This is a genomic window from Streptomyces sp. WZ.A104 (genome assembly GCF_002382885.1).
In the GTDB taxonomy this organism is placed as follows: Bacteria; Actinomycetota; Actinomycetes; order Streptomycetales; family Streptomycetaceae; genus Streptomyces.
In genome coordinates, this window is sequence record NZ_NWVL01000002.1 from 93,831 (window position 1) to 105,807 (window position 11,977).

At 70.2% G+C, this 11,977-nt stretch carries 9 protein-coding genes and 3 tRNA genes; 5 read left to right on the plus strand and 7 right to left on the minus strand.

Annotated features, from left to right (window positions below; translation table 11 throughout):
- Window positions 1-165: 165 nt before the first annotated feature.
- Window positions 166-636, minus strand: coding sequence for a DUF3592 domain-containing protein (locus tag CIB93_RS01505; RefSeq protein WP_096623211.1), 471 nt, complete (start codon window positions 634-636; stop codon window positions 166-168).
- Between the two features lie 156 nt (window positions 637-792).
- On the opposite strand from CIB93_RS01505, the gene CIB93_RS01510 reads away from it, so the two are divergent.
- Complete coding sequence (locus CIB93_RS01510) at window positions 793-1,122, plus strand: hypothetical protein (RefSeq protein ID WP_096623399.1); 330 nt, start codon at window positions 793-795, stop codon at window positions 1,120-1,122.
- On the opposite strand, the gene CIB93_RS39510 is transcribed toward CIB93_RS01510, so the two are convergent.
- The 5 genes from CIB93_RS39510 to CIB93_RS01540 form a co-directional block, all read right to left on the minus strand.
- On the minus strand, window positions 1,116-1,496 hold the full coding sequence (locus CIB93_RS39510; RefSeq protein WP_107470930.1) for an SMI1/KNR4 family protein: 381 nt from the start codon (window positions 1,494-1,496) through the stop codon (window positions 1,116-1,118). The genes CIB93_RS01510 and CIB93_RS39510 overlap by 7 nt on opposite strands.
- A 236-nt stretch (window positions 1,497-1,732) precedes the next feature.
- Complete coding sequence (locus tag CIB93_RS01520) at window positions 1,733-3,415, minus strand: peptide chain release factor 3 (RefSeq protein WP_257001960.1); 1,683 nt, start codon at window positions 3,413-3,415, stop codon at window positions 1,733-1,735.
- A gap of 1,070 nt (window positions 3,416-4,485) precedes the next feature.
- Window positions 4,486-4,559 (minus strand) — tRNA-Ile (locus CIB93_RS01530).
- A 230-nt stretch (window positions 4,560-4,789) separates the two neighbouring features.
- Window positions 4,790-4,862 (minus strand) — tRNA-Asn (locus CIB93_RS01535).
- A gap of 5 nt (window positions 4,863-4,867) precedes the next feature.
- Window positions 4,868-4,940, minus strand: a tRNA-Asn gene (locus CIB93_RS01540).
- Between the two features lie 181 nt (window positions 4,941-5,121).
- On the opposite strand from CIB93_RS01540, the gene CIB93_RS01545 reads away from it, so the two are divergent.
- The 4 genes from CIB93_RS01545 (at window position 5,122) to CIB93_RS01560 (ending at window position 10,730) form a co-directional block, all read left to right on the plus strand.
- Window positions 5,122-5,424 carry a hypothetical protein gene (locus CIB93_RS01545; RefSeq protein ID WP_096623215.1) on the plus strand — a complete coding sequence of 101 codons (303 nt, stop codon included), beginning with the start codon at window positions 5,122-5,124 and terminating at the stop codon, window positions 5,422-5,424.
- A gap of 64 nt (window positions 5,425-5,488) precedes the next feature.
- Window positions 5,489-6,940 (plus strand): FGGY family carbohydrate kinase, encoded by a 1,452-nt coding sequence (locus tag CIB93_RS01550; protein ID WP_096623217.1) that lies wholly within the window; start codon window positions 5,489-5,491, stop codon window positions 6,938-6,940.
- Window positions 6,941-7,068: 128 nt separating this feature from the next.
- On the plus strand, window positions 7,069-8,802 hold the full coding sequence (locus tag CIB93_RS01555; RefSeq protein ID WP_096623219.1) for an ABC transporter ATP-binding protein: 1,734 nt from the start codon (window positions 7,069-7,071) through the stop codon (window positions 8,800-8,802).
- Window positions 8,802-10,730 (plus strand): ABC transporter ATP-binding protein, encoded by a 1,929-nt coding sequence (locus CIB93_RS01560; protein ID WP_096623221.1) that lies wholly within the window; start codon window positions 8,802-8,804, stop codon window positions 10,728-10,730. Before CIB93_RS01555 ends, CIB93_RS01560 begins: the two co-directional genes overlap by 1 nt.
- Window positions 10,731-10,748: 18 nt before the next feature.
- Here CIB93_RS01560 and CIB93_RS01565 read toward each other — a convergent pair whose 3' ends face one another.
- Window positions 10,749-11,840: an RNA polymerase sigma factor gene (locus CIB93_RS01565; protein WP_096623223.1), complete on the minus strand. Its 1,092-nt coding sequence runs from the start codon at window positions 11,838-11,840 to the stop codon at window positions 10,749-10,751.
- Window positions 11,841-11,977: the final 137 nt, after the last annotated feature.

The following is an 11,977-nucleotide window of genomic DNA, read 5'->3' on the forward strand; positions in this document are numbered from 1 at the left end:
TTCATCCGCCCGTCCACGTACCGGGGGCTTTCGACGAGTCCTCACGGTTGAATCGGTTGCGGGGGCACGAGGGGCGGTCGGAGGCTGTGATGAACTCCTTCACGATGCGTCCCGTCGCATGCGCCGACCCGCTGCACGCGGCGGGGCGGCCTCTGCCCCGGTCGGTCAGAGGTCTCCGCCGGTCAAGAGGAGGAGAGCCCCTCCGCCGAGCATGGCGAGGGCGAAGAGCGAGAAGAGAACGACACCCGTGATGCGTGACGCGTCGCTCGGCGGTTCGGACTCGGCGTAGGCGACGGTGTACGGGCGATCGGGCCGTTCGGAGTCGTAGGCCACCTCCACGGTGTCCCCCACCTCGCCGCCCGAACTGCCGCGTCTGAGCCTGGAGGTATAGCGCTTGTCTCCGAGCTCGTATCTGACCAGGGTGTCCGTCCGGGTGCCGCCGTTCGGTCCGCCGCCCTCGTTCACCACGCGTTTGTCGAAGACCACCGCGGTGACCCGGCGGTCCAGGGTCGCGCGGTGGTCCTCACCGATCTTGCCGGCGAGGACGTAGGCCACCAGGGCGAGAGACGCGCCGACGAACAGGGAGACGAGACCCATCAGTGCCGTCAGCACACGATCGGCGGACGGTTTGCGCATGCTGCTCCTCCAGGGCTTGTCCGGCTTGCGCACGATCTGCTCGCTGTTCGGCGTCGCGCCTCTGGGTCCCAAGGACCCGCTCGGGGACCTGGTCGCCGTGTCCGAGCGGCGCCTGGGCTACTCCACACCGTGGTGGCCACCGAGAACGACACCGTCATGAACGGGGTACCGGAGAAGGGTCTTGCTGGTTTCCTTGTCGCCGGTCTGGGTTCCTCAGTGGCGCTGCTGGCCTGGGCACCGCTGGCGAGGGTCAATGTGGAGGGCGGATTCGATGGGCGTCACCAGGACCTCAGCGTGCTCTACGTGGACCTACCGCTCGTCGCCGCGGGGGGCGCCCTGGTGGCGCTCGCCTTCTGGTCGCTCGCCTTGCGCCGGTTCCATCGCCCGTGGCTCGCCGCCCTGGTCTCGGTCACCGCGATCGCCCTGGGGATCTGGGGTCTGACGAGCTGGTGGGCTCCCTACCAGGCACCTGAGTTCGCCTACTGAGGCCGTGATTCATGTTCTTTTGTGTCTATTTTGACCTCGAATTCGGGGGCCTGTTCCCAGAAGAGTTCGGCCATGGCGACCACACTGTCGCCTCCGGCTGCGCGGTATGGCGGGGGTATCCACAGCGAGTCTCCGCCGATCCCGCCAGCCCCGTAGGTCTCTATGAAGGCGATGTAGTCCGAGGGCAGCCGTATCCCGAGCCGCCGTTCAGCTTCTGCTACTCCGGCCACATCATGGGGGGCTCCTTCGCTGCTTTGTCTGCATGGCGCGAGCAGGCCTGACAGCGCGCGTACGCCGGGACGGCTGGACACTGAACCTCCGGTCGTTTGGTGTGCTGACCAGCCTACGAGCCCTCTCCAAGGGCTGTTTCTCACGGAGTGCCCAGGCCATGTCGGGTTCGGTCACCGCATGCAGGGCGCGCCTGACCGGCGCGGTGCACATCAGGGTGACGGCGATCGCGGCCGCCAGTGAGACGGCGGCCTTCCCGGCGGGTTCGTCGCTGAGCCAGGTGCAGGTGCCGAAGACCCCGGCGTACTCGGGCCCCTTGATCGCGAACCCGTGCGGCAGGCAGCCGCAGGTCGTCCCCGCCCTGCGGCATCCGGAGGGGGTGTTACTCGTGGGCGGCCAGAAGGGCTTCCAGGCTGGCGTCGGGGAACTGCCGCTGGAAGGAGTTCGCCTGCCAGCGGTCGGGGAACAGCGCGAGCTGCGCCTTGTCGCGGATTCTGCTCAGCGCCTCGCCCTTGACGAGCTGGGAGCGGTTGAGGGTGTCCGCTCCGGCCGCGTCGGTGGCCCGCGCCAGGTGGTAGGGCAGCACTTCCAGGCGTACGGGTGCGGAGAACTCCCCCGCCATCCGGGCGGAGACGACGTCGAACTGCATCGGCCCCACCGCCGCCAGGACCGGGGCCTGGTCGCCGCGTGCGTCGCTGACGAGGACCTGCACGACGCCTTCCTCGTCGAGCTGGGCGATGCCACGGCGGAACTGCTTGGAGCGACTGATGTCGACCGGTCGTGCGACCGCGAAGTGTTCGGGGGCGAAGGTCGGCATGGGCGGGAACAAGGCCGGCGGACCGTCGTAGAGGGTGTCCCCGACGCGCAGGGCCGCGGCGTTGACCAGTCCGACGACGTCGCCCGGGTAGGCGGTGTCGACCATGGAGCGGTCCTGGCCGAAGACGCTGTGGGCGTACTTGGTCGCGAACGGCTTCCCGGACGCGGCGCGGGTGACGGTCGCGCCTCTCTCGAAGACGCCCGAACACACGCGCAGGAAGGCGATCCGGTCCCGGTGGGCCGGGTCCATGTTCGCCTGCACCTTGAACACCAGCCCGGAGAACGGGGCGTCGACGGACCTGCTGCCACCGCCTTCGAGTTCTCGCGCCCCCGGTGGCGGGGCGAGGTCGACGATGGCGTCCAGGAGGAGCCGTACGCCGATGTTGGAGACCGCGGCGCCGAAGAACACCGGTGTGGAGCCGCCCGCCAGGAACGAGGCCCGGTCGAACTGGGCGCCGTCCGCCTCCAGCAACTGGAGCTCCTCCACGGCCTGTTCCCAGTCGGCACCCTCCTCGAACGCCGCCCGCTCGGCGGGAACCACCTCTTCGGAGGCTTCGTGCGCGCCGCCGGGGGTGCGGGTGTAACGCAGCATCCGCTCCGGCTCGCGTACGTCGACCAGACCGCGCAGGTATCCGGCCGTGCCGACCGGCCAGTTCACCGGGGTGGGCCTGAGCCGGAACTCGCGCTCGATCTCGTCGAGCAGCTCAAGGGCCTCACGGCCGGGCCGGTCCCACTTGTTGATGAACGTGATCACGGGGATGCCGCGGTGGCGGCAGACGTCGAAGAGCTTGCGGGTCTGCTCCTCCAGGCCCTTGGCCGCGTCGATCAGCATGACCGCGCAGTCCACCGCCGCCAGCACCCGGTAGGTGTCCTCGGAGAAGTCCGCGTGCCCCGGAGTGTCCAGCAGGTTCAGCAGGCAGTCCCGATAGGCGAATTGCAGAACGGCGGAGGTGACGGAGATGCCACGGGCCTTCTCCATCTCCATCCAGTCCGACGCCACACCGCGGCGTCCGGACTTGCCGTGCACCGCCCCCGCCGACGTGATCGCGTGCGCGTGCAGCGCCAGCGCCTCGGTCAACGTCGACTTGCCCGCGTCCGGGTGACTGATCACCGCGAACGTACGCCGCCTGGCCGCCTCACCGGCGGCCCACTCGCTCCTGGCGTTCACCGCGCCACCTCCGATCCTCATCAGCCGTTCGCCCACGGCTCCATCGCCTCGGGTCTCCCGTCCGGCATCTTCGCCGTCCACGAATCTACCGTGACGTGAAGGTAGGTTGATGATGGCCGCAACGAGCGCCACCCACGGGCCGCCACCGCTGTCACGTCGTCCCGCCTCGGATGGGCCGAGGGCCGCGTTCGCCGCACCTCCACACAGCGTCCGTTGCACGAGAACGTCCCGGCAAGCACGGTAAGCGGGATTCGAACCAGCAGGGTGACGCCTCTCACCTGCGGAGACGCCGAAACGGCGGGCATGGCCGCCCGTTTCCATCCGGCTGCGCCTCCCTCGATCCTGCTCGAAGACCCTGCCCCGCCGGCGTCCCCGAATCACCGCGGAGGTTGCCATGGGCTCCCCACCGCGCCTGTGTAGCCGTTACGGACCCGCAGTCGATTTCTGAGCGTATTCCGTGGCGCATGCAGGTGAACCAGTTCCCAGCGACAGCCGTGCTGTTCGATCAGCTCTTTGCAGCGATCGCGGCGCTGTCGGCTCAGGGAGAAGGCGTCGACTACGGCGGGTGGACTCCTGCACGAGGCCGATGAGTTCGCCCGGCAGCACTGCGAGCTACCCCTGCGGGCGCGGGGGTAGCTCGCAGCCGCGGGTACGGACAGCCGCGCTGCACCTCGTCGTCCCCGCGCCGACGGGGGTTGTCCGCCATCGTCTCGCGACCCGCCGTGCGCGGCAGTGGTGAACACGAAGCAGCCCCTGCCGCGCGCGAGGCAGGGGCCGCTCGGTCGATCTGGGCGGGCTACGCCTCGGGCTTGGGGGACCAGGAACCCCCGCATCGGTCGGGGCTCCTGCGGGTCACGGGAGTCCGGTTTCCGCCCGGCCCTCCATGCGGCCACCATGTCCACGTACCGCGGGACGATCCAGCTGGCAGGCGACACGTACACGGGCCTGCCGCCCCAGGTCGACCAGGAGGTGGCCAGGAAGGCCGAGTCGGCCGCTCCCCGTGCCCCGCCCCGTTCGAGGGGGGGCTCCGGCACAGCCGCTCACGCACCGCTCACGCGGGGCCCCTGAAACGCGGAAGCGCCCCACCCTGGTCCAACCCAGTTGGGGCGCTCCGATGCTGGTGGGAACGTTCCTGCCAGCGACCGCTTGTGTGGGGCGGGTGGGACTCGAACCCACGGCCGACGGATTATGAGTCCGCTGCTCTAACCGGCTGAGCTACCGCCCCGTTTCGGCGTGGCGCGTACAAGTGTGCGCCCCGTCTGCCGCAGCATAGCCGGTCATACGATCTCTTGCTTCGGATGGCCGACTTCGCCTGATCTTGAGGACGGCGCTGCGTGCTGCCCGGTTCCGGGTGAGGGCGAGGTGACCCGAAAGTGTCATTCCGCGGGGCTCGGGGGTCGCCAGGCGGCGAGTGGGCACGCGAAAAAGGACCCCGAAGGGTCCTCTTCCGCATCGCTCCCCCGACTGGACTCGAACCAGTAACCCTCCGGTTAACAGCCGAATGCTCTGCCAATTGAGCTACAGGGGATCGCGCTCCCCCGACTGGACTCGAACCAGTAACCTGCCGGTTAACAGCCGGCTGCTCTGCCAATTGAGCTACAGGGGATTGCTGCGGTGCCTCGAATCGTACCTGCCTGGCGGCTGCCGGGCGGCGCGCGTTCGCTGCGACACATACATTAGCGCAAGCAGGGGGGTGCTCCGCCAATCGGTATCGCCCGGGATGATCTCGGGTGCTCACGGGTAGGCGGGCTGCACACGTCGCACCAAGCGCAGGAAGGGTGGCAGCCATGCGGTACCGGCTCACGTTCATCGCCGGAGTGGCGCTCGGATACGTGCTCGGCACGCGAGCCGGGCGCGAGCGTTACGAGCAGTTGAAGAAGTCGGTCCGGCAGTTCGCGGAGAACCCCGCCGTGCGCAACGCCGCCGAGAGTGCCGCGCACAGCGGCCGGGACATCGCGGGCAAGGCGTACCACTCGGTCAGCGACAAGGTCGGGGACAAGGTGCCCGCCTCCGTCGCCGACCGGGTCCGGTCGCTGCGGGACCGCAGCAGCCAGAACGGCGAGGACGACTGGGGGACCACCAACACCTAGCTCAGGGCCCCGCGGCCCGCGGCGGTCGTTACGGGAAACTCGCGGCGTGCGGCAGAATCTCCCCATGGGCATAGTCGCGGGGCTGGACAGTTCTTCCGCCTTCACTCACATCGTCGTCTGCGACACGGACACGGGCGCCGTGCTGCGGCAGGGGTATGCCGCGCATCCGGTCGAGGCCAAGGCCGCCGAGGTCGATCCGCAGGCCTGGCTGCTCTCGCTCGGCGAGGCGGCCTCCGGCGGGCTGCTCGAAGGGGTGCAGGCCATCGGGGTCGCCGCCCAGCAGCACGGGCTCGTACCGCTGGACCAGCAGGGCAACCTCGTACGTCCCGCGCTGCTCGGCAACGACCGGCGGGCGCAGGTCGCGGCGGCCGATCTGGTCGACTCGCTGGGCGGGCGGCAGGCCTGGGCCGAGGCCGTCGGGGCCGTACCGCAGGCCGCGCAGCCCGTGGCGAAGCTGCGGTGGCTGGCGCGGACCGAGCCGGAGAACGCCCAGCGGGTGGCCGCCGTGCTCCAGCCGCACGACTGGCTCGTGTGGCAGCTGCTCGGGCGGCCCGCCCGCCGGACCACCGACCGGGGCGCCGCCTCGGGTACGGGGTACTGGTCGGCCGGGTCCGCGTCCTACCGGCCCGATCTGGTGGAGCTCGCCCTCGGGCACTCCGCCGCGCTGCCCGAGGTGCTCGGGCCCGCCGACTCCGCCGGGACGACGCCCGAAGGGCTGCTGATCTCCGCGGGCACCGGCGAGATCATGGCCGCGGCCTTCGGGCTCGGGGTCGCGGTGGGCGACGCGGTCGTGTCGCTGGGGGCCTCCGGGTCCGTGATGGCCGTGCACCACGAGGCGCTCGCCGATTCCACCGGGATGATCACCTCGTTCGCCGACGCCACAGGGCTGCATCTGCCCGTCGTCCACACGTCCAACGCCGTACGTGCGCTGCGCGGGACCGCCGAGATGCTGGGGGTGGAGGGGCTGGACGAGCTGTCCGCGCTGGCGCTGAAGTCCACGCCCGGGGCTTCCGGACTGGTGTTGCTGCCCTATCTGGAAGGCGAGCGCACCCCGCAGCTCCCCCACACCGCGGGCACCCTCAGCGGGCTGCGGCGCGAGTCGATGAAGCCCGAGCATCTGGCGCGGGCCGCGTTCGAGGGGATGCTCTGCTCGCTGGCCGACGCCATGGACGTCCTGCGCGGGCGGGGCGTGGAGGTGCGGCGCGTGTTCCTGCTGGGGGCCGCCGCCGAGCTGCCCGCCGTACAGGCGCTGGCTCCCGCCGTGTTCGGCACGCAGGTCGTCGTACCGCAGCCCGCCCAGTACGCGGCGATCGGCGCGGCCCGGCAGGCCGCCTGGGCGCTCGGTGTCTCGCAGGGCGCCCTCGATCCGCGTACGCCCCCGGCCTGGCAGGGCGCGGCCGCCCAGGTGCTGGAGCCGGGCGATGAGCTGGCGGTCGGCGGGGCCGTGCGTCAGCAGTACCGGGCCACCCGGGATCAGATCCACCCCGGGGCCTTCGGGGGTGCGCACCCGGAGTGAGACCGGCGTGGGCACGCGGCCGCCCGCCCCGGGTTTGACCCCGGCTTGAGGAAAACGGCTCGCTCTCGGAGTACGGCGTACGCGAAACTGGGGCGGCCTCTGCCCTCCGCCGATCCCGAGAGACCCGCGTGCTCATAAAACTCCTGCGGGCCCATCTGGGCCCGTACAAGAAACCCATCGCGCTGCTGGTGCTCCTCCAGCTGCTCCAGACCTGCGCCACCCTGTATCTGCCCAGCCTCAACGCGGACATCATTGACAACGGTGTCGTCAAGGGCGATACCGGATACATCCTGGAATTCGGCGGTCTCATGATCGCCGTCAGCGTTCTTCAGGTCCTCGGCAACGTGGGGGCCGTGTACTACGGGGCCCGGACCGCCTCCGCCCTCGGGCGCGATGTGCGGGCCGCCGTCTTCGACCGGGTGCAGTCCTTCTCCGCGCGTGAGCTGGGGCGCTTCGGGGCGCCCTCGCTGATCACCCGGACCACCAACGACGTCCAGCAGGTCCAGATGCTGGTCCTGATGGCGTTCACCCTGATGGTGTCCGCGCCGATCATGTGCGTCGGCGGCATCGTCATGGCGCTCGGGCAGGACGTTCCGCTGTCGGCCGTCCTGCTGGCGGTCGTGCCGGTGCTCGGCGTCTCGGTGAGCCTCATCGTGAAGAAGATGCGGCCGCTGTTCCGCACGATGCAGGAGCGGCTCGACGGGGTGAACCGGGTGCTGCGTGAGCAGATCACGGGCAACCGGGTGATCCGCGCGTTCGTCCGTGACGGGTACGAGGCGAGGCGGTTCCGGGGGGCCAACACCGAACTGACCGATGTGTCGGTGGCGACTGGGCGGCTGATGGCGCTGATGTTCCCGACGGTGATGACGGTGGTCAACCTGTCGTCCGTCGCGGTGGTGTGGTTCGGCGCGCACCGCATCGACAGCGGCGGGATGCAGATCGGTGCGCTGACCGCGTTCCTCGCCTATCTGATGCAGATCGTGATGGCCGTGATGATGGCCACCTTCATGTTCATGATGGTGCCGCGCGCCGAGGTGTGCGCCGAGCGCATCGAGGAGGTGCTCGGCACCGATTCGAGTGTGGTGCCGCCGCTCTCCCCCGTCACGGAGCTGCGGCGCCACGGGCATCTGGAGGTGCGCGGCGCCGAGTTCCGCTATCCGGGGGCGGAGGAGCCGGTACTGCGGGCGGTGGATCTGGTGGCCCGGCCCGGGGAGACCACCGCGATCATCGGGTCGACCGGCAGCGGGAAGTCCACGCTGCTCGGTCTCGTACCCCGGCTGTTCGATGTGACGGGCGGCGAGGTGCTGGTCGACGGCGAGGATGTGCGCGGGATCGATCCGGTGCTGCTGGCGAAGACCGTGAGCCTGGTGCCGCAGAAGCCGTATCTGTTCTCGGGGACGGTGGCGACGAACCTGCGGTACGGGAATCCGGACGCCACCGACGAGGAGCTGTGGCACGCGCTGGAGGTGGCGCAGGCCAAGGGGTTCGTGGAGGGGCTGGAACACGGGCTCGACGCGCCGATCGCGCAGGGCGGCACCAATGTGTCGGGCGGTCAGCGGCAGCGGCTCGCCATCGCGCGGACACTGGTGCAGCGGCCGGAGATCTATCTCTTCGACGACTCGTTCTCGGCGCTGGACTACGCGACCGACGCCGCCCTGCGGGCCGCACTCGCGCGGGAGACCGCCGGGGCGACCGTGCTGATCGTGGCCCAGCGGGTCTCCACCATCCGCGAAGCGGACCGCATCCTGGTGCTGGACGAGGGGCGGGTCGTGGGCAGCGGTACCCATCACGAGCTGATGGACGGCAATGAGACGTACCGGGAGATCGTGCTCTCCCAGCTGACGGAAGCGGAGGCCGCGTGATGGCCGGTCCTGGCGGACGGATGATGGCCGGGGGCGCGCCCACCGAGCGGTCGATGGACTTCAAGGGGTCGACCAAGCGGCTGCTGAGACGCTTCGGCCGCGAGAAGGCCTCACTGTGGCTGATGCTGGGCGCGGTGACGTTCAGCGTGGCGCTCTCGGTGGTGGGCCCGAAGATCCTCGGGAGAGCGACCGACCTGGTCTTCGCGGGGGTCGTCGGACGCGGGATGCCGGAGGGCACCGGTAAGGAACAGGCGATCGAAGGGCTGCGCGAGGAGGGCAACGGCTCGATGGCCGACATGCTCTCGGGGGTGGACTTCACACCGGGCGAGGGCATCGACTTCGGCGCGGTGGCGGATGTCCTGCTGCTGGCGCTGGTGGTCTACGTCGGGGCCGGGCTGCTGATGCTGGTCTCGACGCGGCTGTCGATCCGCGTGATCAACCGGATCGTGTTCCAGCTGCGCGAGGACCTCCAGACGAAGCTGGCGCGGCTGCCGCTGTCGTACTTCGACCGGGCCAAGCGCGGTGAGGTGCTCAGCCGGGCGACGAACGACATCGACAACATCTCGCAGACGCTCCAGCAGACGATGGGCCAGCTCATCAGCTCCCTGCTGACCATCGTCGGCGTACTGATCATGATGTTCTGGATCTCGCCGCTGCTGGCTCTGGTCGCCCTGGTGACCGTGCCGCTGTCGGTGGTCGTGGCCACGCAGGTCGGCAAACGGTCGCAGCCGCAGTTCGTGCGGCAGTGGCGGGTGACGGGAAAGCTCAACGCCCACATCGAGGAGATGTACACCGGGCACAACCTCGTGAAGGTCTTCGGCCGGCAGGAGGAGTCCGCGCGGGACTTCGCCGAGCAGAACGACGCGTTGTACGAGGCCGGGTTCAGGGCTCAGTTCGCCAGCGGGCTCATGCAGCCGCTGATGTTCTTCATCTCGAACATCAACTACGTGCTGGTGGCCGTCGTCGGAGGTCTGCGGGTCGCCTCGGGCACCCTGTCGATCGGTGACGTGCAGGCGTTCATCCAGTACTCCCGGCAGTTCTCGATGCCGCTGACGCAGGTCGCCTCGATGGCCAACCTGGTGCAGTCCGGCGTCGCTTCGGCGGAGCGGGTCTTCGAGCTGCTGGACGCGGAGGAGCAGGGCCCGGACCCGGTGGACGCGGAGCGGCCCGAGGTGATGTCGGGGCGGGTCTCGCTGGAGAAGGTGTCCTTCCGCTACGAGCCGGACAAGCCGCTGATCGAGGATCTGTCGCTGAGTGTGGAGCCGGGGCAGACGGTCGCGATCGTGGGCCCGACGGGTGCGGGCAAGACGACGCTGGTCAATCTGCTGATGCGGTTCTACGAGGTGACCGGCGGGCGGATCGCGCTCGACGGCGTCGATGTGGCGAAGATGTCCCGGGACGACCTGCGCTCATCGATCGGCATGGTGCTCCAGGACACCTGGCTGTTCGGGGGGACGATCGCGGAGAACATCGCGTACGGCGCTGCGCGCGAGGTCAGCCGGGAGGAGATCGAGGAGGCGGCCCGGGCGGCGCATGCCGACCGCTTCATCCGGACGCTGCCCGACGGGTACGACTCGGTGATCGACGACGAGGGCACCGGGGTCAGCGCGGGCGAGAAGCAGCTGATCACCATCGCGCGGGCGTTCCTGGCCGAGCCGGTGATCCTCGTCCTGGACGAGGCGACCAGCTCGGTGGACACCCGGACCGAGGTGCTGATCCAGAAGGCGATGGCCCACCTGGCCCACGGGCGTACGTCGTTCGTGATCGCGCACCGGCTGTCCACGATCCGGGACGCGGACGTGATCCTGGTGATGGAGAGCGGGTCCATCGTCGAACAGGGCACGCATGACGAGCTGTTGGCGGCCGGGGGCGCCTATGCCCGGCTGTACGCCGCCCAGTTCGCGGATGCCCTGGCCGAGGTGGACTGAGGTGGCCGCGGGGGCCGGTCAGTCGAGGTAGCCGCGGAGTTGGTCGGCGAAGGCGTGGTCCCGCAGCCTGCTGAGGGTCTTGGACTCGATCTGGCGGATGCGTTCGCGCGTCACGCCGAAGATCCGGCCGATCTCCTCCAGGGTGCGGGGCCGCCCGTCGTCCAGGCCGTAGCGGAGTTGGACGACCTTGCGTTCGCGTTCGCCGAGGGTCGAGAGGACCGCCTCCAGGTGCTGGCGCAGCAGCAGGAAGGCGGCGGACTCGACGGGGGAGGCGGCGTCGCCGTCCTCGATGAGGTCGCCGAAGGAGACGTCGTCCTCCTCGCCGACGGGGGCGTGCAGCGAGACCGGTTCCTGGGCCAGGCGCAGGACTTCGGTGACCCGCTCCGGGGTCAGGTCGAGCTGGGCGGCGACGTCCTCGGCGGTCGGCTCGAAGCCGCGTTCCTGGAGCATCCGGCGCTGCACCCGGACGACGCGGTTGATCAGCTCCACGACGTGGACCGGCACGCGTATGGTGCGGGCCTGGTCGGCCAGCGCGCGGGACATCGCCTGGCGGATCCACCAGGTCGCGTACGTGGAGAACTTGTAGCCCCGGGCGTAGTCGAACTTCTCCACCGCCCGGATCAGGCCGAGGTTCCCCTCCTGGACCAGGTCGAGCATGGTCAGCCCGCGGCCGACGTAGCGTTTGGCGACGGAGACGACGAGGCGGAGGTTGGCCTCGATGAGGCGGCGTTTGGCCGTGCGGCCCATGACCACGAGGCGGTCCAGGTCCACCGCGAGCCGGGAGTCCAGGTCCGGGGTGGTGGCGAGGCGTTCCTCGGCGAAGAGCCCGGCCTCGACGCGGCGGGCCAGCTCGACCTCCTCGGCGGCGGTGAGCAGCGGAATGCGGCCGATCTCGCGCAGATACTGCCGGAAGAGGTCGGAGGTGGGGCCGCCGGAGTCCGCCCGGCCGCGGGGCTCCGGGGGGTCGGGGAGGTGCGCCGATTCCACCATGACTGCCTCGGGTGCGTCTCCGGGCGGGCGGGCCGCCGTCTCCGGATGGTGCAGGGCCCTGTGCTGCGCCGGGATGGCCGCGATGGGCTCGGTCGTGGTCGTCACGGTCCGGGTCTGCACGGGGGCGACCTCCAGGTGATCGCTGCCGGATGACGGGGTGGGGGCCGACCGGGCCGGGCCTCGGGGTCTTCCCCGCGGACCGCGTGCTCCGGGTGGCTCGGACACCGCCGGGTGTCGGGCACCCTCCAGTGTGGGGT

Excerpts from the sequence above, each read along its gene's own strand:
- CIB93_RS01505 (WP_096623211.1), bottom strand. The coding sequence starts at position 636 with ATGCGCAAACCGTCCGCCGATCGTGTGCTGACGGCACTGATGGGTCTC.
- CIB93_RS01510 (WP_096623399.1), top strand. The coding sequence starts at position 793 with ATGAACGGGGTACCGGAGAAGGGTCTTGCTGGTTTCCTTGTCGCCGGT.
- CIB93_RS01545 (WP_096623215.1), top strand. The coding sequence starts at position 5,122 with ATGCGGTACCGGCTCACGTTCATCGCCGGAGTGGCGCTCGGATACGTG.
- CIB93_RS01550 (WP_096623217.1), top strand. The coding sequence starts at position 5,489 with ATGGGCATAGTCGCGGGGCTGGACAGTTCTTCCGCCTTCACTCACATC.
- CIB93_RS01560 (WP_096623221.1), top strand. The coding sequence starts at position 8,802 with ATGGCCGGTCCTGGCGGACGGATGATGGCCGGGGGCGCGCCCACCGAG.